General features: G+C 61.0%; 23 protein-coding genes and 2 pseudogenes. 15 read left to right on the forward strand and 10 right to left on the reverse strand.

Annotated features, from left to right (window positions below; translation table 11 throughout):
• Positions 1 to 264 precede the first annotated feature (264 nt).
• The 3 genes and pseudogenes from FIV35_RS30245 to FIV35_RS09030 form a co-directional block, all read left to right on the forward strand.
• Positions 265 to 957: pseudogene (locus FIV35_RS30245) on the forward strand (PAS domain-containing protein); the annotation flags it as partial.
• A 111-nt stretch (positions 958 to 1,068) separates the two neighbouring features.
• Positions 1,069 to 1,506 (forward strand): annotated as a pseudogene (locus FIV35_RS30250) (methyl-accepting chemotaxis protein); the annotation flags it as partial.
• An 85-nt stretch (positions 1,507 to 1,591) separates the two neighbouring features.
• On the forward strand, positions 1,592 to 2,110 hold the full coding sequence (locus FIV35_RS09030) for a DUF1003 domain-containing protein (RefSeq protein ID WP_034099993.1): 519 nt from the start codon (positions 1,592 to 1,594) through the stop codon (positions 2,108 to 2,110).
• Here FIV35_RS09030 and FIV35_RS09035 read toward each other — a convergent pair.
• Complete coding sequence (locus FIV35_RS09035; protein ID WP_034139073.1) at positions 2,107 to 2,991, reverse strand: LysR family transcriptional regulator; 885 nt, start codon at positions 2,989 to 2,991, stop codon at positions 2,107 to 2,109. The genes FIV35_RS09030 and FIV35_RS09035 overlap by 4 nt on opposite strands.
• 80 nt (positions 2,992 to 3,071) lie before the next feature.
• Between FIV35_RS09035 and FIV35_RS09040 the strand changes: the two genes are divergently transcribed.
• Together FIV35_RS09040 and FIV35_RS09045 are read left to right on the forward strand one after the other, a co-directional pair.
• Complete coding sequence (locus FIV35_RS09040) at positions 3,072 to 3,779, forward strand: CTP synthase C-terminal region-related (seleno)protein (RefSeq protein WP_034139074.1); 708 nt, start codon at positions 3,072 to 3,074, stop codon at positions 3,777 to 3,779.
• Positions 3,776 to 4,090 (forward strand): antibiotic biosynthesis monooxygenase family protein, encoded by a 315-nt coding sequence (locus FIV35_RS09045; RefSeq protein ID WP_034099998.1) that lies wholly within the window; start codon positions 3,776 to 3,778, stop codon positions 4,088 to 4,090. The genes FIV35_RS09040 and FIV35_RS09045 overlap by 4 nt, the downstream gene beginning before the upstream one ends.
• Here FIV35_RS09045 and FIV35_RS09050 read toward each other — a convergent pair.
• On the reverse strand, positions 4,087 to 4,425 hold the full coding sequence (locus FIV35_RS09050) for a DUF2025 family protein (protein ID WP_034139075.1): 339 nt from the start codon (positions 4,423 to 4,425) through the stop codon (positions 4,087 to 4,089). The two genes, FIV35_RS09045 and FIV35_RS09050, sit on opposite strands and share 4 nt — an antisense overlap.
• Before the next feature lie 232 nt (positions 4,426 to 4,657).
• Here FIV35_RS09050 and FIV35_RS09055 point away from each other — a divergent pair, with 232 nt between their 5' ends.
• From FIV35_RS09055 to FIV35_RS09070, 4 genes are all read left to right on the forward strand, one after another.
• Positions 4,658 to 5,785, forward strand: coding sequence for a glycerophosphodiester phosphodiesterase (locus FIV35_RS09055; protein ID WP_034114948.1), 1,128 nt, complete (start codon positions 4,658 to 4,660; stop codon positions 5,783 to 5,785).
• A gap of 79 nt (positions 5,786 to 5,864) precedes the next feature.
• Positions 5,865 to 6,170 carry a PepSY domain-containing protein gene (locus FIV35_RS09060; RefSeq protein WP_034139076.1) on the forward strand — a complete coding sequence of 102 codons (306 nt, stop codon included), beginning with the start codon at positions 5,865 to 5,867 and terminating at the stop codon, positions 6,168 to 6,170.
• A gap of 145 nt (positions 6,171 to 6,315) precedes the next feature.
• Positions 6,316 to 7,338 (forward strand): transporter, encoded by a 1,023-nt coding sequence (locus FIV35_RS09065; RefSeq protein WP_034139077.1) that lies wholly within the window; start codon positions 6,316 to 6,318, stop codon positions 7,336 to 7,338.
• Between the two features lie 129 nt (positions 7,339 to 7,467).
• Complete coding sequence (locus FIV35_RS09070) at positions 7,468 to 9,084, forward strand: inorganic phosphate transporter (RefSeq protein WP_034139078.1); 1,617 nt, start codon at positions 7,468 to 7,470, stop codon at positions 9,082 to 9,084.
• Between the two features lie 215 nt (positions 9,085 to 9,299).
• Here FIV35_RS09070 and FIV35_RS09075 read toward each other — a convergent pair whose 3' ends face one another.
• Positions 9,300 to 10,196 carry a LysR family transcriptional regulator gene (locus FIV35_RS09075; RefSeq protein WP_034100007.1) on the reverse strand — a complete coding sequence of 299 codons (897 nt, stop codon included), beginning with the start codon at positions 10,194 to 10,196 and terminating at the stop codon, positions 9,300 to 9,302.
• Between the two features lie 105 nt (positions 10,197 to 10,301).
• Between FIV35_RS09075 and FIV35_RS09080 the strand changes: the two genes are divergently transcribed.
• Entirely contained in the window at positions 10,302 to 11,060 is a 759-nt protein-coding gene (locus tag FIV35_RS09080) for an SDR family NAD(P)-dependent oxidoreductase (protein WP_034100009.1), read from the forward strand.
• Here FIV35_RS09080 and FIV35_RS09085 read toward each other — a convergent pair.
• Positions 10,959 to 11,471 carry a multidrug/biocide efflux PACE transporter gene (locus FIV35_RS09085; RefSeq protein WP_034100011.1) on the reverse strand — a complete coding sequence of 171 codons (513 nt, stop codon included), beginning with the start codon at positions 11,469 to 11,471 and terminating at the stop codon, positions 10,959 to 10,961. The two genes, FIV35_RS09080 and FIV35_RS09085, sit on opposite strands and share 102 nt — an antisense overlap.
• An 88-nt stretch (positions 11,472 to 11,559) precedes the next feature.
• On the opposite strand from FIV35_RS09085, the gene FIV35_RS09090 reads away from it, so the two are divergent.
• On the forward strand, positions 11,560 to 12,414 hold the full coding sequence (locus FIV35_RS09090; protein WP_034139079.1) for a LysR family transcriptional regulator: 855 nt from the start codon (positions 11,560 to 11,562) through the stop codon (positions 12,412 to 12,414).
• A 5-nt stretch (positions 12,415 to 12,419) separates the two neighbouring features.
• Here the strand turns inward: FIV35_RS09090 and FIV35_RS09095 are convergent, their stop codons facing one another.
• From FIV35_RS09095 to FIV35_RS09105, 3 genes are read right to left on the reverse strand one after another with little or no spacing between them, the layout of a single operon-like run.
• Entirely contained in the window at positions 12,420 to 13,649 is a 1,230-nt protein-coding gene (locus tag FIV35_RS09095; RefSeq protein ID WP_034139080.1) for an RNA polymerase sigma factor, read from the reverse strand.
• Complete coding sequence (locus FIV35_RS09100; protein ID WP_034100016.1) at positions 13,646 to 13,990, reverse strand: YciI family protein; 345 nt, start codon at positions 13,988 to 13,990, stop codon at positions 13,646 to 13,648. The genes FIV35_RS09095 and FIV35_RS09100 overlap by 4 nt, the downstream gene beginning before the upstream one ends.
• 42 nt (positions 13,991 to 14,032) lie before the next feature.
• Entirely contained in the window at positions 14,033 to 14,452 is a 420-nt protein-coding gene (locus FIV35_RS09105; RefSeq protein ID WP_034139081.1) for a YybH family protein, read from the reverse strand.
• 145 nt (positions 14,453 to 14,597) lie between these two features.
• Between FIV35_RS09105 and FIV35_RS09110 the strand changes: the two genes are divergently transcribed.
• Positions 14,598 to 15,083: a GNAT family N-acetyltransferase gene (locus FIV35_RS09110; protein WP_034139082.1), complete on the forward strand. Its 486-nt coding sequence runs from the start codon at positions 14,598 to 14,600 to the stop codon at positions 15,081 to 15,083.
• A 74-nt stretch (positions 15,084 to 15,157) separates the two neighbouring features.
• Here the strand turns inward: FIV35_RS09110 and FIV35_RS09115 are convergent, their stop codons facing one another.
• Positions 15,158 to 15,640, reverse strand: a complete 483-nt coding sequence (locus FIV35_RS09115) for a GyrI-like domain-containing protein (RefSeq protein ID WP_034139083.1) — start codon at positions 15,638 to 15,640, stop codon at positions 15,158 to 15,160.
• Positions 15,641 to 15,836: 196 nt separating this feature from the next.
• Between FIV35_RS09115 and alaC the strand changes: the two genes are divergently transcribed.
• Positions 15,837 to 17,048, forward strand: coding sequence for an alanine transaminase (gene alaC / locus FIV35_RS09120; protein ID WP_034139084.1), 1,212 nt, complete (start codon positions 15,837 to 15,839; stop codon positions 17,046 to 17,048).
• A 159-nt stretch (positions 17,049 to 17,207) separates the two neighbouring features.
• Here alaC and FIV35_RS09125 read toward each other — a convergent pair whose 3' ends face one another.
• Complete coding sequence (locus tag FIV35_RS09125; RefSeq protein WP_034100026.1) at positions 17,208 to 18,560, reverse strand: GntP family permease; 1,353 nt, start codon at positions 18,558 to 18,560, stop codon at positions 17,208 to 17,210.
• An 83-nt stretch (positions 18,561 to 18,643) separates the two neighbouring features.
• On the reverse strand, positions 18,644 to 19,177 hold the full coding sequence (locus FIV35_RS09130) for a gluconokinase (RefSeq protein ID WP_034139085.1): 534 nt from the start codon (positions 19,175 to 19,177) through the stop codon (positions 18,644 to 18,646).
• Between the two features lie 213 nt (positions 19,178 to 19,390).
• On the opposite strand from FIV35_RS09130, the gene gntR reads away from it, so the two are divergent.
• Together gntR and FIV35_RS09140 are read left to right on the forward strand one after the other, a co-directional pair.
• A complete protein-coding gene (gene gntR, locus FIV35_RS09135) occupies positions 19,391 to 20,422 on the forward strand; it encodes an HTH-type transcriptional regulator GntR (RefSeq protein ID WP_162276713.1) in 1,032 nt (343 codons plus the stop codon).
• Positions 20,423 to 20,736: 314 nt separating this feature from the next.
• Entirely contained in the window at positions 20,737 to 20,970 is a 234-nt protein-coding gene (locus tag FIV35_RS09140; RefSeq protein ID WP_034139087.1) for a DUF6124 family protein, read from the forward strand.
• Positions 20,971 to 21,059: the final 89 nt, after the last annotated feature.

Genomic DNA, 21,059 nt, shown 5'->3' on the forward strand with positions numbered 1-21,059 from the left:
GCCCAAAAAGGTCCTGTCCTGGGACGAACTTCTGGTCGGGCTGATCACTCTGAACCGGTTGTTCCACCCACACTGCCAGCACACGGAGGCTGGCAATGAGCACGTCAGCCGTAGGGTCTATGCCTTACGGGGGCAGGCGCATAACCATGGATAACCTCAGACGCTTGCTTGCTCGAGCACACCATCATGTTTTTCAATACTCATAAGAAAACGATCGACACCCTGCAATACACCCTCAATCAACAGAACAGCCTGCTGAACGCCATGGAACGCTCCATGGCAGTGATCGAGTTCGACCCGCAAGGCCAAGTGCTGCGGGCCAACGACAACTTTCTCAAAACCTTGCGCTACCGAGCCGACCAAGTGGTGGGCCAACCCCATCGAATGTTTTGCACCGCCGCATTTGCCCGCAGCGCCGAATACGCCCAGTTGTGGACGAACCTGCGCAGCGGCCAGTTCCAGTCCGGCACGTTCGAACGGGTGGCTGGCGACGGCCAGTCGGTATGGCTGGAGGCCAGCTACAACCCAGTGTGCGATGACACCGGCCGCCTGATCAAAGTGGTCAAGTACGCCATGGACGTCACCCCGCGCATGCAAAGCGAAAGCGAATCCAACGGCAAACTCGAAGCCATTGGTCGGGCCATGGCAGTGATCGAGTTCAACCTGGACGGCACGGTGATCACGGCCAATACCAATTTCCTGCAACGCATGGGTTATAGCCTGTCGCAGATCCAGGGCCAGCATCACCGTATTTTCTGCGCCCCGAACACCGCCGGCACCCAAGCTTACAGCGATTTCTGGCGGCGCCTGAACCAGGGCGAACTGTTCAGCGGGCAGTTCGAACGCGTGGATAAACACGGCAACACCGTATGGCTCGAAGCCAGTTACAACCCGGTCTACGACGCAGGCGGGCGCCTGTGCAAAATCGTCAAATTCGCCTCGGACGTAACGGCCAGGGTGCAGCAGCACGCCGCCGACGCCGCCAGCGCAGCCCAGGCCTATCACATCTCCATGACCACACGGGACATTGCCGAAAAAGGCGCCGAGGTGATTCAGCAAAGTGCCAGCGGGATGCGCGACATTGCCGCCGATATCGACGGTTCTTCGCACTTGATCGCCAAATTGGGCGAGCGCTCCGAACAGATCACCGCCATCGTCAACACCATTCGCGCGATCGCCGACCAGACCAACTTGCTCGCGCTCAATGCCGCCATCGAGGCGGCCCGGGCCGGTGAGCAAGGACGCGGGTTCGCTGTGGTCGCCGATGAAGTTCGGCAATTGGCGGCGCGCACCAGTGGCTCGACATCCGAGATCTCCAGCATGATCGCGATGATCCAGAACGAAACCCGCCAGGCCATCACCAGCATGGACGGCACCCGTGACCGTGCGGCGCTGGGGGTAGACCTGGCCAACCGCGCCGGCGCGGTGATCGTGCAGATCCGTGAGGGCACCAGCGAGGCGGTGCAGGCAGTGAGTGCGTTTGCCAACGTGCGGGGGGCTCACTGAGCCGGGGCTCGGATCATTCATGCAGTAGACAGTCGGCCAGAGCTATAGTGAACCACTGTCTCACCGTTGATGATCCGAGCCTGCCATGACCCCAGATGCCCCTCAAAAAAAACCTGTCGACCACCTGCGTTTCCACCGAGGCCACGCCCACCTGGCGCCGACGTTCGGTAACGACGCCTTCGCACTCAAAGCCGAAGCGTTTGCGCGGTTCTTCGGCACCCCCGCGTTTCTCGGTGCACAAACCCTGATCGTGATCCTGTGGGTGGCCCTCAACGTGAGTGGTATCACCCACTTCGACGTCTACCCATTTATCCTGCTCAACCTGGCTTTCAGCCTGCAGTCAGCTTATGCCGCACCGTTGATCCTGCTGGCCCAGACGCGCCAGGCCGCACGGGACAAGGCCCAGTCCGATGCCGATGCCCAACACCGCGAAGCCTTGGCCATTGCCAACAGCGAGCGCCAGGCCCAAGCCGAGCAAACCACCAAGCAGCTACTGGAATTGCTGGAGCAGAACACCCGGCTGACGGAAATCACCAAGCAGCTCTCGGAGCATATCGACAGCCTGACGTGCGAAATGCATGAGCACTTTGTGCGCAAGACTTAGCCTTGCGGCAAGCGCACCTGTTTTCCCAACTCATCGAACAGCGTCACCACTGAGCGCAAGGCCCGGCAATCGGGGCGCGTGAGCAGCCACAGCGCGGTGTCATGCCCGGTCAGCACCGGCCCAAGCGCTTGCAGGCCGCTGCCCAGCAGAAAGTCCGGCAGTGCCGCCACCCCTAGGCCCGCCCGCACCAGTTCGGTGACCGACAACATGCTGTTGCAACGATAGCTGGGGCGTACACCCGGCAAGTGCTGGCGGCGCCAGACGACGGTGGGGTGATCGGGCAGAAAATCATCCGGTGCGATCCAGGCCAGTTCCGCCAACTCACAGCCTGCGTGGCGGGCTGCATAGTCGGTGCTGGCGCAGACTTGGTAGGACACACGCCCCAGACAACGGCCGACAAGATGCTCCGGCGGCGTGCGCGTCAGGCGCAGGGCGATGTCGGCATCGCGGCGGCTGAGGTTGGCAAAATCATTGGAGGTAGTCAGTTCCAGGCTCAGCGCCGGGTAGTCCGGCATGAACTGCGTCAGCGCCGGTAGCAGCAAACCTTGCAGCACGGAGTCGGTGCACGTCAGGCGCACCGTGCCGCTGATCACTTCACCGCCCTGCTCCACGCCGATTCGCGCCGCTTCCAACGCTTGCTCCGCCCGTTCGGCCTGTTGCGCCAAGTTGCTGGCCAGGCCGGTGGGCAGGTAGCCGGCGCGGCTCTTTTCAAACAGCGTCTGGCCCAGCGCCGCCTCCAGTCGCCGCACGGCGCGGAACACCGTGGACACATCCACCCGCAGCAGCGCCGCCGCCCGCGCCAGGGTGCCGCCGCGCACCAGCGCGAGGATCAGAGAGAGATCGGCATAGTCGAGCTGATAGTGCATAGCTGCATTGAGCATGTGTTAAAACGCCAATATTGATTGCGTGGGCGCCAATCTATAGTGCACGCCAGCACACCACAAGCCATGGGACGCCCACGATGAAAGCCAAGCACTTGCACCTCGCCCTGATCGGCGACTACAACCCCGATGTGATTGCGCACCAGGCGATTCCCGTCGCGCTGCAACAGGCTGCCGACCGCCTCGGCGTGCAGGTCCATCCGCAGTGGCTCGACACCGACACCCTCACAGCCGGTACGCAGTTGCACCGCTTCGACGGTTTCTGGTGCGTGCCCGCCAGCCCCTACCGGGATACCGAAGGCGCCTTGCATGCCATCCGCTTTGCCCGCGAACAGCGGCGTCCTTTCCTCGGCACCTGCGGCGGCTTTCAACATGCCGTGCTCGAATATGCTCGCAATGTACTGGGCTGGGCCGATGCCGAACACGGCGAGCTGGCGCCCCACGCCGCCCGCGCGGTGATCACACCGTTAAGTTGCTCGCTGGTGGAGGCCACCGATACCGTGCGGTTAGCGTCCTACACCCGTATCGCCGACGCCTACGGCCAGTTGGAGATCGAAGAAGGTTATCGCTGCCGCTACGGTGTGAACCCGGCCTTCGCCCAGGCCCTATTCGAAGGCAACCTGATCCCCACCGGGCACGATTCAGCCGGGGACCTGCGCGCGGTGGAGCTACTGGACCATCCGTTCTTTGTCGCCACCCTGTTCCAGCCCGAACGTGGAGCGCTCAAAGGCACCCCGCCGCCGCTGGCGCTGGCGCTGCTCAAGGCCTGCCAGGCGGTGTCGGCATGATCGCTGACACACCGGCTGCGCCCTACTACGCGGTGATTTTCACCTCGCTGCGCACCGAAGGCGATCAAGGCTACAGCCAGGCCGCCATGCGCATGCTCGAACTGGCTCGTGAACAACCGGGGTTTCTCGGGGTGGAGTCAGCGCGAGAGGACGGCCTGGGGATCACCGTGTCGTATTGGGCCAGCGAAGCGGCGATCCTGGCCTGGAAACATCACGCCGAACACCGGGCGGTGCGTGAACAAGGGCGTAGCACCTGGTACTCGGCGTTTCACACGCGGGTGTGCAAGGTAGAACGGGACTACACCTTTTAGGCGCGGGCCTGGGCCTGCACCAGATTGCGCATAGCGCTGATCTGCGGAATTTCCACCCGACGCATATACACCCGCAGCGGTTCGGTGATGTTGATTCGATCGTCGATGTTCTGATCGAGCAGCAACTGAATGCGCTCGCGGGACAGGGTCATGGTTTGCCCCGGAGCCGGCAGCCAGACAAATTCGGCGCAGGGAATGATGCCGTCATCGGCCACGTCCATGCCGAACGAGTCTTCGCTGAAACGCACGATGTACTGGCCGGTTTTGCGGTTAAGGCCGACGAAACCGTTGAGTTGGTCGGCGGCCTGGCAGATAAGCTCGGAAGTGATGCGCATGCTAAACCTCACTGAAAAGTCCCACAGGGACTGGAAAGATGGTTTACACGCGTGGCAGAAGTTGCTGTCCTCTGACGGGGCAGCTGCGGGCAAGAGTACTGCAATGCAGGGTAAAAATGCGCAGAAAATTGGCGCGAGCGCACGTTAATGTCGGTTTGGTGATAGCGCCGTTCGCAATCAATTGTTAAAAAGGAGCCCTTCTCAAAGCTACCTCCAAGAAAGGACTTCGCCTATGCCTGCCACGTTCACCAAGAGCGCCTTGCTGCTCGCCCTGATGCTCGGCCTGGGCCACGCACAGGCTGCCGAACCGATCAGCCCGGCTGAATTGGCAACCAACGAAGGCATTCCATACCCCGCCGTGATCGCGCACCGTGGCGCGTCCTACGATGCTCCCGAATCCACTGCCGCCGCTTACAAAGTCGCACGCGACCTGGGCGCCGATTACCTGGAACTGGACCTGCAACGCAGCAAGGACGGCGTACTGTTCGCCCTGCACGACAACAACCTGCAACGCACCACCGATGTGGCCACCAAGTTCCCCGAGCGCAAAGACGCGCCGGCCAATGAATTCACCTGGAAAGAACTGCAAACCCTCGATGCCGGCAGTTGGTTCAACGCTGCCTACCCGGACCGCGCGCGGCCGGGGTTCGTCGGCCTGAAAATCCTCAGCCTGGACGACATCATCAAGATCGCCGAGGGCAACCCGCAGCACAAACCCGGGCTGTACATCGAAACCAAAGAGCCCCAGCAATTCCCTGGCATCGAAGCCGACCTGAAAAACAAGCTGCTGGATAAAGGCTGGTTGAGTTCCGCCGGTTCCAAGCTGGGCAAGAGCAACACCGGCGTGGGTCAGGGCAAGGGCCGCGTAGTGCTGCAAACCTTTGAAACCGCCAGCCTCAAAGAACTGCAAAAGGAAATGCCGAACACGCCGAAGATCCTGCTGCTGTGGGTAGGCGAAGGCAGCATCGAGCCGAAGTCCAAGCAGACCTTTGCCGAATCCGGCGAGCCGACCAAGGCCGCGTATTACGCCAAGCAAGAACCCAAGGACGCCGCCGAATTTGAAAAATGGGTGGACCAGGCCAAGAGCCTTGGCGCCATCGGCACCGGCCCATCGGCTCAGCTGACCAACCTGGGCGACCAGAGCTACACCGACCTGGTCAAGCCGGAAATGAACAAGCTGACCCACGACAAGGGCCTGCTGGTCCACGTCTACACGGTGGATGAGCCCGTGGACTTCGACAAAGTGATGAAGGCCGGCGTCGACGGTATCTTCACCAACCGCGCCGCCGAACTGCTGAAGTTCTACAAGCGCTGGCCGTCGTCGAGCGTGCAGGATCTGCTCAACGACTATAAGTACTGAGTGCGCCTTTAAGGATGAGTTAAGTTGCGCCGGTTAATCTGGCGCCACTTAAACAGCTCAACCGAGAAGGAAGCCCACCATGAAAACCCTGACTGCCCTGTTCGCTGCCACTGCTCTGACGTTGACCGCCGGCCTGGCCCAGGCCGACGTTCGCCCGGACCAGATTGAAGGCCTGCTCAAGTCCGGCGAAGTGATGCCATTCGAAAAACTCAACGCCGCCGCTGTGGCCAAACATGCCGGCGCCAGCATCACCGATACCGAGCTGGACCACAAAAACGGCGTACTGGTCTACGAGGTCGAAATGACCGACACCGCCGGTAAAAAGTGGGACGTGACCCTCAACGCCAAAACCGGCGCTGTGCTGGAAGACAAGCAAGACACTTGATCTACCCCTTTAAAAACGCGCTACCTTCGGGTGGCGCTTTTTTATGGGCGTCTTCAAACCGTAATGTCCGCGTCATACAGCCTTGCAATGATTCGCCCATGCGAGCCTGTGAAACGTCCTACAGGCGCTTTCTCTGCGAGCCTCCATGAACCACAGCATCGACCACAGCCACCAGGATTCCGATCTGTTTGGCTTGCTCTACGGTTTTCGTTTTCGCCCAGGTGAAAAAGGCGAACAGATCGATTCAGCCACGGCCTTGCAAGCGTTGCAGCAACCGGCCGATCCGGATGAGTTCCTATGGCTGCACCTGAACCTGGCACACGCCGCCTGCGAGCGCTGGATGAAAGCGCATCTGCAATTGCCCGAGGAGTTTTTTGAGGCGCTGCACGAAGGCTCCCGTTCAACGCGGATCGAACATGTCGACTCGGCGTTGCTGGCCGTGGTCAACGATGTGGTGTTCAACTTCAGCAGCATGGTGTCGTCGGATATTTCCACGCTGTGGGTATGTGCGCGCAGCCGCCTGTTGATCAGTGCGCGCCTGCAACCGCTGCACTCGGTGGACAAGTTGCGTTCGTCGGTCAAAGGCGGCGAGCGCTTTCGTTCGCCCCTGGAATTGCTGGTGCATCTGCTGCGCGATCAAGGCGAGGTGCTGACGCAGATCGTGCGCAGAACCAGCATCAGCGTCGACCATATCGAAGACCAGTTGCTCTCCTCGCGTCTGTCTACCAACCGCGCCGAACTGGGCGCCATGCGTCGGGTACTGGTGCGCCTGCAACGCCTGCTGGCGCTGGAGCCGGGCTCGCTGCTGCGCTTGCTTAATCGCCCGCCGCAGTGGTTGCAGAAGGAAGACGTGAAAGAGCTGCGTAAATCCACCGAGGAGTTCGCGCTGATCATCAACGACCTGACGGCCCTGGGTGAGCGCATCAAGTTGCTACAGGAAGAAATCGCCGCCAACCTCAACGAGCAGAGCAACCGCACGTTGTTCACCCTCACCGTGGTGACGGTGCTGGCGCTGCCGATCAATATCATCGCCGGCTTCTTCGGCATGAACGTGGGCGGCGTGCCGCTTTCTCAAGACCCGGAGGGCTTCTGGATCCTGGTGGCGCTGGTGGCGACGTTCACCCTGATTGCCGGGCGCTGGGCATTCCGCAAGCGTAAAGACTACTGAGACGAGTAATCCCGCCGTAGGAACAGACCGACGGTGGCCTCAATTGCTTAAACCATGACTTGACGCAGCATCTTTGTAACATTCTGCAATGATCATGGGCGACATCCTCCTTAATCTGGATGCTCCGGCATGGCCACCCCTTCCCTGACTGCCTCGCTGTCCACCGCAACGGCAGACCCCCAACCTCGGCTGGACAAGAAACCCAGCCTGTTGACCGTGATCATCTTTTTCGCCGTGCTCGCCATGGGCTTGCTGTTCACCGCCTATAGCCTGATGCACGACATGCATGAAATGGGCGCACAGCTCACCACCTGGACGCCTTTCCTCCTGTTGGGCGTGGCACTGCTGATTGCCCTGGGTTTCGAATTCGTCAACGGTTTCCACGACACCGCCAACGCCGTGGCCACGGTGATCTACACCAATTCGCTGCCGCCGCATTTCGCGGTGGTGTGGTCAGGCTTTTTCAACTTTCTCGGCGTGCTGCTTTCCAGCGGCGCGGTGGCGTTCGGCATCATCGCCCTGTTGCCGGTGGAGCTGATTCTGCAGGTGGGTTCCAAGGCCGGTTTCGCCATGATCTTCGCCCTGCTGATCGCGGCGATCCTATGGAACCTGGGCACCTGGTGGCTGGGCTTACCGGCGTCGTCGTCCCATACCTTGATCGGTTCGATCATCGGCGTGGGCGTGGCAAACGCCTTGATGCACGGGCGTGACGGCACCAGCGGGGTGGACTGGAGCCAGGCGATCAAGATCGGTTACGCCTTGCTGCTCTCGCCGCTGATCGGCTTTGTGTTTGCCGCGTTGCTGTTGCTGGCCCTGCGCGCCTTCGTGAAGAACCGCGCACTGTACAAGGCGCCCAAAGGCGACACTCCGCCGCCGTGGTGGATCCGCGGCATGCTGATCGCCACCTGCACCGGGGTGTCGTTCGCCCACGGCTCCAACGATGGCCAGAAAGGTATGGGCCTGATCATGCTGATTCTGGTCGGCACCCTGCCGATGGCCTATGCCCTGAACCGCGCCATGCCCGCCGAGCAATCGTTACAGTTTGCGGCGGTGGCCGAAGTGACCCAGGCCGCGCTGGTCAAATCCGCCCCACAGCCGCTGACCGGCGACCCGCGTGGAGTGCTCTCGGTGTACGTGCGCACCAAGGAAGCCACCCCGGAACTGGTGCCCGCCCTCGCCGCCCTGACCGGTCATATCGGCGATGAAGTCAAAGGCTACGGCTCCCTGGCCAAAGTCCCCGCCGAAGCGGTCGGCAACGTACGCAATGACATGTATTTGGCGAGCGAAACCATCCGCTTGATGGACAAGGGCAAAGTCGGTCATTTCGATGCCGACACCCAAGACAAGCTGCAACTGTTCAAACAGCAGATCGACAACTCCACGCGTTTTATTCCGCTGTGGGTGAAGATCGCCGTGGCCATCGCCCTGGGCCTCGGCACCATGGTCGGCTGGAAGCGCATCGTGGTGACGGTGGGTGAAAAGATCGGCAAGACCCATATGACCTACGCCCAGGGCGCCGCGGCGGAAACCGTGGCAATGCTGACCATCGGCGCGGCAGACATGTATGGCTTGCCGGTGTCGACCACCCATGTGTTGTCCTCCGGCGTGGCGGGCACCATGGTGGCCAATGGCGGCGGCTTGCAGATGAAGACCATCCGCAATCTGCTGATGGCCTGGGTACTGACACTGCCGGCGGCGATTGTGTTGTCCGGCAGCCTGTACTGGCTGTTTACCAACCTGTTCTGACGTACCTTGAGCAAACCTGTGGGTGGTACTGCTGTGGTGGTGGGCTTGCTGTGGTGAGCGGGCTTGCCCCGCGCTGAGCTGCGAAGCAGCCCCAAATCCAGGCACCTCGGTGTCTCAGCTAAACCATATCGTCTGGAATGGGGCCGCTTCGCAGCCCAGCGCGGGGCAAGCCCGCTCACTACAACAAACCCCTTCCCACCAGGGTGGAGCCGGGATTAAACGTGGGTCTGCACCATGGCGGCCAACCAGTCCATAAACACCCGAACACGCAACGGCAAATGCCGTTGCCCGGCGTACAGCAGGGCCACCTCCAACGGCGGTGGCGAGTAGTCCGGCAAGATCGCTACCAATTCACCGCGCGCCAATTCGTCGAGCATGCCCAGGGTCGGCACTTGAATAATCCCGAAACCACCCAGGCAGGCCGACTTGTACGCATCGGTGCTGTTGACCGTCACCCGCCCCGCCATGGGAATCCGTTGCACCTTGTTGCCTTGCAGGTACTCGAAACCCGCCGAACGTGACCCCAGCGGGCGTACGTAATGCACCAAGTGATGGTCGGCCAAATCGGCCAAGGTCTGCGGCACGCCGAAGCGTTGCAGGTAGGTGGCACTGGCGCAGTTGATCATCGGCAGGCTGCACAGCGCGCGGGCCACCACGGTTTGATCCGGCTGCGCGCCGATGCGCAATACGCAATCGAACCCTTCGGCGAGCAGGTCGACCTGACGGTCGGTGGCGCTGATTTCCAGCTCGATCAGCGGGTGGGCGTCCATGAACGAGGGCAGCCGCGGCAGGATCACTTCCCGTGCCAGGGCGTTGGGCATGTCCACGCGGATCCGCCCGGCCAGTTGGGCTTCGTCCTGGCGAAACAAGCCTTCGAGTTCCTCCATATGCGCCAGTAAATCCTTGCTGCGTTCGTACAGCACGCGACCGTCCTGGGTCGCTTGGACCTTGCGCGTGGTGCGTTGCAACAAGCGCGCGCCGAGCAGCTCCTCCAGCGCCTGCACATGCTCGGACACCGTGGAACGCGGCAGGCCCAGGCTTTCGCCGGCGCCGGTGAAACTCGACAGTTCGGTGACGCGCACAAAGGTGCGCAGCAGCTCAAGTTTGTTCATGGGATTGTTCGCCTTATCCGGCCAGTGTTTCCGATATAGCGCTGTTTATCACGTTATTACCGGACAAATACACTTCTTCCCACGATCACATCAGAGGACTGCACCATGACCCGTAAAATCGCATTGATCACCGGCGCCAGCCGAGGCCTGGGTAAAAACGCGGCATTGCACCTGGCCGCCCAGGGCGTCGACATCATCGGCACTTACCACAGCAAGGCCGACGAAGCCCAGGCACTGGTGGCGCAGATCGAACAATTGGGCGGGCGCGCGGCGATGCTGAAGCTGGATGTGAGCCAGAGTGCCACGTTCGGTGATTTTGTCGGCGATGTGGCTGGCGTGCTGAAAGAGGTTTTCGCACAGGATCGCTTTGATTTTCTGATCAATAACGCCGGCATCGGCATCCACGCCAGCTTCGCCGAAACCACCGAAGCGCAGTTCGACCAACTGCTGGCAATCCAATTCAAGGGCCCGTTTTTCCTGACCCAGAAGCTACTGCCATTGATCCGCGACGGCGGCCGCATCCTCAACGTGTCCAGCGGCCTGGCGCGCTTCAGCCTGCCCGGTTATGCGGCTTACGCGGCCATGAAAGGCGCCATGGAAGTGCTGACCCGTTATCAGGCCAAAGAGTTGGGCAGCCGTGGCATCAGCGTCAACATCCTCGCCCCTGGCGCCATTGAAACCGACTTCGGCGGCGGTGCCGTGCGCGATAACGCTGACCTCAACGCAATGGTCGCCAGCAACACCGCCCTGGGCCGCGCGGGCTTACCGGACGATATCGGCGGGGCCATTGCCAGCCTGCTTGCCGACGGTAGTCATTGGATCACCGGTCAGCGGATCGAGGCGTCGGGCGGCATGTTTCTGTAAGAAACGCTCGCGCAGCACGTCATAGCCCCAGTGATACACATAGGTGTACGGCAAAAAAAACAGCAGTACACCTATGTCCAGCATCAACGCCTGCATCAGGCTGATATTCAGCCACGCCGCAATCAACGGCACCGCGACGACAATCAGCCCGCCTTCGAACAGCAGCGCATGCAGCACCCGCGTCCATGCGCCGCCGGACAGTTGCAGGCGCGCTTTGAGGCGGTCGAACAGGCTGTTGAACACAATGTTCCAGCTCAGCGCCAGCAGGCTGAGGCCCAAGGTCACCGTGCCCATTTCCAAGGCCGGTCGCCCGGTGATCCAGACCAGCAGCGGCGTGCAGATCAACAAGGCCAACCCTTCAAAGCCCAAGGCTTGGCCAACACGTTCAGTCATCGATTTGGTGGGGTGCATAACCCGGCTCCGTGCGTAACGAGAGTTGCCATGGTTACCCGGCGGATCGATACTTCATAACCAATAACCATCGATCAAGGCGATAGTCATGGCTTCACATGAAGTGCTGCAGGCATTTGTCCAGGCGGCGACCCAAGGCTCGTTTTCGGCGGCGGCGCGCAAGCTCGGCAAGAGCCAATCCACCGTCAGCGCAGCGGTGGCGAGCTTGGAGATCGACCTGGATGTGGAGCTGTTCGACCGCAGCAGTCGCAAACCCACACTGACCCCGGCGGGCCATGTGTTGCTGCAACGCGCCGAGCAGGTGTTGGAAGCCAATAGCCGGCTGGCCCTGACGGCGAGTCAGTTGGCCCAGGGGCTGGAGCCGAAGCTGAGTATCGCCATGTCGGACACCTACCAGTCCGACCGTTTCGAGGCTGCCCTCAGCGCGTTCGAACGACGCTACCCCGACCTTGAGCTGGAATGCCTGATCGCCGAATGCGAAGACCTGATCGCCTTGGTGCAGAGCGGCCGTGCGCAGATCGCATTTATTGAACACCAGGCCCTGTACCCGCCGGACCTGACCTGCGCGCCCGTGGAGGAACGCACGGAAATCGCCCTGTTCGTATCCCCCAAGCATCCGTTGGCCAGCCTCGACACCCTCTCCGCGCAGGCCCTGCAACAGCATCGCGAACTGCGCCTGGCAAGCATCATCAACCCGAATGAAACCCGCGCCAGCGGACGTGTCTGGTCGGCCCCCAGCTACCTGATGCTGCTGGAAATGGCTCAGTTGGGTTTCGGCTGGGCGCCGATTCCGCGCTGGCTGGTGGAGCGGTTTGGCGGCGGGCAATTGGTGGAACTGAAGGCACGCGGCTGGCCGCGCTCAGTGGCGGTGGATGCGTTGTGGTCGCGGCACCATCCGCCAGGGCCGGCGGGGAGTTGGTTGTTGGGCAAGATGCTCGAATGATATTTCTAGGGCATTGAAGCGCTGACAAGTTGAGCCAGGCGTTGTTCGAGGAAGGCCTTTTCCGGGGCCTGTTGGGTCAGTGACAGGGCTTTTTCATACGCAGACCGCGCTTCTTTCAACCTTCCCAGTTGCCGGCAGAACTCGCCCCGGGTCGCGTGCGCCAAGTGGTAATCCTGCAACGCCCCGCGCGCCAGGATCCCATCGACCTGCTGCAACCCCGCCAGCGGCCCGTCGCGCATGGCCACCGCCACCGCTCGATTCAGCGCAATCACCGGCGACGGCAGCAGGCCCAGCAACACGTCGTACAGCCCGACGATCTGCGGCCAATCCGTCTGAGCCGCGTGAGGCGCTTCGGCATGTACGGCAGCGATCGCCGCTTGCAGGCAATACGGGCCAAAGCCTCGGCTGCTCAGCGCTCGCTGCACCAGCGCGCAGCCTTCGGTGATTAACGACGCGTCCCAAAGCGTGCGGTCCTGCTCATCCAGCAACACTAGCTCCCCACTCGCCGAGGTGCGCGCCGCACGGCGGGACTCATGCAGCAGCATCAACGCCAGCAGGCCCATTACTTCCGGCTCCGGCAGCAACGCCAGTAATAGCCGCCCGAGGCGAATGGCTTCGCCGCTCAATTCGTCGCGGGTGAGGTTTGCGCCGATGGACGCCGAATAGCCCTCGTTGAACACCAGGTAAACCACGCGCAGCACGCTGTCGAGGCGCTCCGGCAGTTCCGCCAGGGATGGCACCTGATAAGGAATGTTCGCCTCGCGGATCTTGGCCTTGGCCCGCACGATGCGCTGGGCGATGGTGGTGGGTGTGCTCAGGAAGGCTCGGGCGATTTCTTCGGTGGTGAGGTCGCAGATCTCGCGCAAGGTCAACGCAGCCTGGGCATCCGGCGCCAGCGCCGGGTGGCAGCAGGTGAAGATCAGGCGCAGGCGGTCGTCTTCCACGTCTTCGACACTCCACTCAGCCGCTTCCAGCGCATCGGCCTGCGCCTGCGATAACGGCGTAAAACGCGCCTGGCGGCGCAAGCGGTCGATCGCTTTGAAACGGCCGGTGGAGATCAGCCAGGCCCGTGGGTTGTCGGGCAGACCGTCCTGGGGCCAACGTTCGAGCGCGACGGAAAACGCCTCGTGCAGGGCTTCTTCGGCAAGGTCGAAATCCCCCAGCAGGCGAATCAACGTCGCCAGGACGCGTCGCGATTCGCTGCGATAAAGGGCCTCGATAGAGAGGCTGTTCAGAGCGCCAACTCGCGTACGGGCCGCACCTCGACGCTACCGACCCGTGCCGCCGGAATGCCACCGGCCACCTGCAGCGCTTCGTTCAAATCCCGCGCTTCGATCAGGTAGAAACCGGCGAGCTGCTCCTTGGTTTCGGCGAATGGCCCGTCGGTGATCGATAAGTGACCATTGCGCTTACGCACGGTGGTGGCGCTGGCCACAGGTTGCAGCGGCTCGGCGGCCAGCATGCGACCACTGGCCTGAATGGCCTGGGCGTAGGCAAGGCACTCCGGATCTTTTGGGCTGTCGGGTGAGCTATGCAGCAACGTTTCGTCGCTGTAGATCAGGCAGAGGTATTTCATGGATATCTCCGTTGTCGGAATGCTGACTATAGTTCGCGCAGCTCAAGGTTTCAGGTCGAACAGTGCGGTGCCTTTCTCCATATCGAAGGGGGCTGACCAATGCTCATGCATCACTTTCCACTGGCCCGCGATGCGCTGATAACCGGCGGTGACGCGCATCCAGCAGGCCTTCAACTCACCGTCCGGGCCGGTCCCGCCGCAGTGCGCCAGCCAGTGGGCAAACGCGCTGTCGGCCGCCTCGACGATGCGCAATTGATGAAACTCGAAAATCCCCGGGCCTGGGCAGTGCTTCATGCACTCTTCCCAATGGCTGCGGTAGGCGGCTTTACCCTTGAATTGCAGAGCGTTAACGGCGTCGAATGAGACGATATCGTCGGCGTAATAGCTGACAATCTTGTCGATATCGCGGCTTAGGACGGCATTTTTCCATTCTTCGATCAGGCGGTTGATTGCGGTGCTCATGGCGATAACTCCTTGGGGTGGAAAATCCGAAAGTCATCCTTAGTCGAACGCGTATCAGGCAAATCGACAGCCTGCTGAAAAATAATTTCGCCCCCATCAAACCCGATAGACTGCGCCCCTACTTGCAGCCCTCCGGACACCCTCGATGCATACCCGCCTGGTCGCCTATGGGGCACTGACTGACCTGCAACAACAGCAGCTCAATGCCATCGAAGTTCATCCTGAGCAACTGCCGTTTTGCGGCGATATGTATTGCGCACTCAATAGCCTGTTAGCTAAACCCAGCCCTGGCGTGAAAGGCTTTGCACTGTTGGCCGACGACGTCCCGGTGGCCTTCCTGTTGCTTAAACGTCCTCCCTGTCTGCCCCACTGGGCCGACGCACACAGCGCCACCCTGCATGCCTTGCAGGTGGACCGTCGGCAACAGGGCCGTGGGTTCGGCAAGGCGTGCCTGCTGGCACTGCCGGCGGCGGCGCTTGAAGCATGGCCGCAGATCAAGGGGTTGGAGTTGTCGGTGGACACGGACAACGTGGCGGCGATGGGCTTGTATTTGGGGCTCGGCTGGGTAGACAGCGGTGAGGCGTATAAGGGGCGGGTTGGCTATGAGCGCAGGTTGAGCTGGGCGCTTTAATCCGCAGTGAAGGATGTCACGTAAACATGCCGTTCAGACGCTTGTGTCATGTTTACGCGACAGGGGCGCTCAACTCAGCCGCGCTTTTCGACCGGCACCCAGACCTCCACCGTGCCCGTGCCTTTTTTCACATCGAAATCGGCGCTGTAGCGCTCGAAATCCGCGCCGGCCACTTTGAACCCGGAATGTGGCAGCCATTCGAACATGATGCGTTCGTAGGTTTGCGCCAGCGCCTGAACCGCGCCGTAATGCGGGAACACCGCGTAGCGGCGGGCCGGAATTTCGACGTACTTGAAGTTGCTCGGCACGTCATCCTTGCTCGGCACTTGCACCCCGGCCAGGTAATCGAACTCATCGTGGTGGGGGTTGTGACACACCCCATAGGTCACGCCGCCGGTACGTCGCTTAATCTCTTTGATGCAGCTGTCGAATAACTCCCACAAGCGTGGAATATCGCCCACGGTCGCCTTCGAATACCGCCCTTGCACCCCTGCGATCACCATGGCACTGCCTTCTTCCATGCGCGGTTCCAACGGTTGTTTTGTCTGCTGATCCATACGAACAGTCTCCTTCTTATGAGGGAACAAACCCGCATCGAGTATAGGGGCATACCCGGACTGTACTCCATGCAGAAAATTTTCCTACGTATCTGGACAACTTGCCATCACCGACCGTATTGTCTGCCCCGCAGGCCACCGCAGTGGCCAACGTCGCTCGGACGGTTCCGGGCGCTTACGTACTCTCGAGGCAACAATGGCCGAACAAGCTTCGCCGCGCCGCTTTGCGCGCATCGATCGACTCCCCCCTTACGTGTTCAATATCACTGCCGAGCTGAAGATGGCTGCGCGTCGGCGCGGCGAAGACATCATCGACTTGAGCATGGGTAACCCCGACGGCGCCACGCCGCCGCACATCGTTGAAAAACTCGTGCAAGTGGCCCAGCGTGAAGACACCCACGGTTACTCCACCTCCAAAGGCATTCCGCGCCTGCGCCGAGCGATTTCGCGCTGGTACAAAGACCGTTATGAAGTGGACATCGACCCCGAGTCCGAAGCCATCGTCACCATTGGTTCCAAGGAAGGCCTGGCGCACTTGATGCTGGCCACCCTGGATCAAGGCGACACTGTGCTGGTGCCCAACCCCAGCTACCCGATTCATATCTACGGTGCCGTGATTGCCGGCGCCCAGGTGCGCTCGGTGCCGCTGGTGCCTGGCGTGGATTTCTTCGCCGAGCTGGAACGGGCGATCCGCGGTTCGATCCCCAAGCCGAAAATGATGATCCTCGGTTTCCCGTCCAACCCCACCGCGCAGTGCGTGGAGCTGGATTTCTTCGAACGTGTGATTGCGCTGGCCAAGCAATATGACGTGCTGGTGATCCACGACCTGGCCTACGCCGATATCGTCTATGACGGCTGGAAAGCCCCGTCGATCATGCAGGTGCCGGGCGCCAAGGACATTGCGGTGGAGTTTTTCACCCTGTCCAAGAGCTACAACATGGCCGGCTGGCGCATCGGCTTTATGGTGGGCAACCCGGAACTGGTCAACGCCCTGGCGCGGATCAAGAGTTACCACGACTACGGCACCTTCACCCCACTGCAAGTGGCGGCGATTGCGGCATTGGAAGGCGACCAACAGTGTGTGAAAGACATCGCCGAGCAATACCGTCAGCGCCGCAACGTACTGGTCAAGGGCCTGCATGAGTTGGGCTGGATGATAGAGAATCCGAAGGCGTCGATGTACGTGTGGGCCAAGATTCCCGAGCAGTATGCCGCCATGGGCTCGTTGGAATTTGCCAAGAAGCTGCTGCTGGAAGCCAAGGTGTGCGTGTCACCGGGGATCGGCTTTGGCGAGTATGGGGATGATCATGTGCGCTTCGCGCTGATCGAGAACCAGGACCGCATTCGCCAGGCGGTACGTGGGATTCGCGGGATGTTCCGGGCGGATGGGTTGATCCAGAAAGCCTGAGCCATTTGTGTTGCAGAAATGCAATTAAAAATGTGGAAGGGGGTTTGCTCCCGATAGCTGAGTGTCAGTCACTGCTTCAGGTGACTGATCCACCGCTATCGGGGGCAAGCCCCTTACCACATTTGATTGGGTTTTCACCCTTGCCTTGTGGTGTGCCTGTTAGACCACCAACGACAGCAACATGATGAAGATCAACGCCACTACGGACAGGATGGTTTCCATCGCGGTCCAGGTCTTGAACGTCTCGGCCACGGTCATGTTGAAGTACTGCTTGACCAGCCAGAACCCCGCATCGTTGACGTGAGACAGGATCAACGAACCCGCCCCCGTCGCCAGCACCAGCAACTCGCGGTTAACCCCCGGAATCATGCCCACCACCGGCACCACAATACCGGCGCCGGTAATGGTGGCCACGGTGGCCGAACCGGTTGCCACGCGAATCACCGCCGCCACCAGCCACGCCAGCAGGATCGGGTTGATCTGCGCGGTGACGGCCATATGCCCGATAACATCGCCCACGCCGCTGGTCACCAGCATCTGCTTGAAGCCACCACCGGCACCGATGATCAGGATGATCGCAGCGGTCGGCGCAAGGCTGGCGTCGAGCAGTTTGAGGATCTGCTTGGAGTGGATGCCTTGACGCGCACCGAAGGTATACAACGACAGCAACAGTGCCAGCAGCAACGCGGTGATCGGGTGACCGATCATGTCCATCCAGTTACGCACGACATGGCCTTCGGCGAAGGCGATGTCAGCGAAGGTTTTGAGCAGCATCAGGAACACCGGCAGCAGCACGGTAACCAGTGTGATGCCAAAGCTCGGCAGGTCTTTGCTTTCCGGCTCGCGGGCCAGTTGATCCACCAGTTCCTGGGAGGGATTGCCTGGGATGTACTTGGCGATAAACGTACCGAAGATCGGGCCGGCGATGATGGCGGTCGGCAGCGCGACGATCAGGCCGTACAGGATGGTCTTGCCGATGTCCGCGCCAAACACGCCGATGGCCAGCAGCGGGCCCGGGTGCGGCGGCACCAGGCCATGCACCGCCGATAGGCCGGCGAGCAGCGGGATGCCGATTTTAATCAGCGACACACCGGTGCGGCGCGCGACGATAAACACCAGCGGGATCAGCAGTACAAAGCCGATCTCGAAGAACAACGGAATGCCCACCAGGAACGCGGCGAACATCATGGCCCACTGGACTTTTTCCTTACCGAAGGCGCGGATCAAGGTCTGGGCGATCTGATCGGCACCGCCGGATTCGGCCATCATTTTGCCGAGCATCGTGCCCAAGGCGAGGATGATGCCGACAAAGCCGAGCACCCCGCCGAAACCGTCCTGGAACGCCTTGATGATCTTGTCCACGGGCATGCCCGAGGTCAGGCCGAGAAAGCCCGCCGCGATGATCAACGCAATAAAGGGGTGAACCTTGAACCGGGTGATCAACACGATCAACCCGATAATAGTGACTACTGCATCAAGCAGTAGGTAGGACTCGTGGGACATGCCAAACATGGGGGTCTCTCCTGTTTGTTGTTGTTATTAAAGCGGGTGTTGAATTCACTGCCGGGGATAGCGCTATCTTGTCCGGCAAAAAATTATTTGGATGGTTCAAAACCGTGCTCACGCCACCAGGCATCGGTCTGCTCGGCCAGTTGCTCGACGCTGTCTTCGCTGGCGTTGAGGGCCAGGGTCAGTGGCTCGCCTTTGGGCGATTCGAGGGTGGCGAACTGGCTGTCGATCAGACTGGCGGGCATGAAATGGCCGGGGCGGTGGGACACGCGGTCGGCGGCCACTTCACGGGTCAGCTCCAGAAACACGAAACCCAGGCCCGGCGCGGCTTCGCGCAGGTGGTCGCGGTATTTTTTCTTAAGGGCCGAGCAGGTCAGTACGGGGTGTTGACCGGCCTTGAGCGAGCGGCGCAGCTCATCGCAGAGGATATCGAGCCAGCCGGCGCGGTCGTCGTCGTTGAGGGGGTGGCCGGCACTCATCTTTTCGATGTTCGCGGCAGGGTGAAAGCTGTCGCCTTCAATGGCGGTGGCGCCGTTGAGGCGGCACACGGCCTCGCTGACACTGGTCTTGCCGCAGCCGGCAACACCCATGATGACCAGAGCGGTAACAGGTTGACTCATGAAACACCTCAGGACGCAGATAGCGCTACCTTTGCACGCTGTAAGGCTAGTGCAAAAACAGGCTTTTCCCGCGCCGTCTTGTCTTTTTTTATGGAGTGACGCGTGCATCCGCTCCAACGGTTTGAACAGGATCAGGCAACCCAACGTTCAAGTATTTGCAGCCTTTTGGAGACAGCGCTACCTTAGTGCCTCGATTTTTGTTTGGCAAGCCGCCTGATGACCTCTAAGAACGATAAAAAACTACGCACCACAGGGCGCCCCACCCTCAACGAAGTCGCCCGCCTGGCCGGCGTCAGCCCCATTACCGCCTCACGCGCCCTGCGCGGCATCAGCACCGTAGCGACGGAGTTGGTGGAGAAAGTCCAACAGGCCGCTGCTGAATTGAACTACGTGGTCAACCCCGCTGCCCGCGCACTGGCCTCGGCCCAGAGCCATTCGGTGGTGGTGCTGGTGCCCTCGCTGTCCAACCTGCTGTTTATCGAAACCCTCGAAGCCATCCATCAGGTGCTGCGGCCCAAAGGCTTCGAAGTGTTGATCGGCAACTCCCACTACTCGCGCGACGAAGAAGAAAACCTGCTGCGCAATTACATGGCTTACCAGCCCCGTGGCTTGCTGCTGACCGGCTTCGACCGCACCGAAAGCGCCCGACGGATGGTCGAGACCAGCAACGTGCCCTGCGTCTACATGATGGACCTGGACCCGAATGCCGGCGTGAACTGCGTGGGTTTCTCGCAACTGGCCGCCGGCGAAACGGCGGCGGCGCACTTGATCGCCCGTGGGCGCAAACGCCTGGCCTACATCGGCGCGCAGCTGGACCAACGCACCCTGCTGCGCGGCGAAGGCTTTCGCCGTGCGCTGCAACAGGCCGGCCTGTACGACCCCGCCTTGGAACTGCTGACTCCGCGCCCCTCCTCTGTGGGCCTGGGCGGCGAATTGTTCCTGCAGTTGCTGGCCAGCCATCCGGAGGTGGACGCGATCTTCTTCGGCAACGACGACCTGGCCCAGGGCGCCTTGCTCGAAGCCCTGCGCCATAACATCAAAGTGCCGGAACGCGTGGCAGTGCTGGGTTTCAACGACTTGCCCTCCTCCTCCTTCATGGTGCCGCGCCTGAGCAGCATCAGCACTCCGCGCGAAGCGATTGGCCGGCGTGCGGCGGAGCATTTATTGACGATCATGGCGGGTAATAAGATCGCCAAGCCGGTGGTGGATATGGGGTTTGAGTTGCGGGTGCGGGAGAGTACGTAGGACGGGTGTAGGAAGAGGCTGACATTGCGCTAAGCGTCTTGCCCGGTTGCCTACGCTTACGCCAGAATCCGCCGGCTTGTGCGCCTGGAGTGCGGTCTTTAAGGTTTGCCGGTCGCTGAATGTCTCGGTGATCGGGTTTAGTAGCCCGCGCTTCCCAACACAAGATGCATGAGCCAATCGATGCTTGATGGTGGCTGTGCGCAGGGCGCCTTCGGGTGCGCCGGGTTGTGTGGGATACCGGTCTACTAACCTGCGTACAGCTGCCACCCTCGTTTAGTAGCGATGAGGTATCAGCCCATATCAGGTTCTTCAACATGCCAAGCCCACATCCCGCGCATACGCTTTTCACCGTCATCCCCGATGCCCCCACCGAAACCCTGCTGATCAACAGTTACGAAACCGTCTGTTCCGTCAGCACCTTGCTGCTCGACCTGTCCGATGACCTCACCGGCAAACACCGCGATATCGCCTTGGCCATTTATCAATTGAGTGAGCTGAGCGTATTGCTGGTTGGCAAAGCCATGGATCAACATACCCTGCGCTGTTAAGCACTTACCCGTTTAGCCGGTGGGAAGGAAGGGGCTCGGTCCTCTCACCTTTTCAACCGTGCCCGCGTGGAAATATCGCCGTAGCCTGC

It is taken from the genome of Pseudomonas rhodesiae (assembly GCF_007858255.1).
Taxonomy (GTDB): Bacteria; Pseudomonadota; Gammaproteobacteria; order Pseudomonadales; family Pseudomonadaceae; genus Aquipseudomonas; species Aquipseudomonas rhodesiae.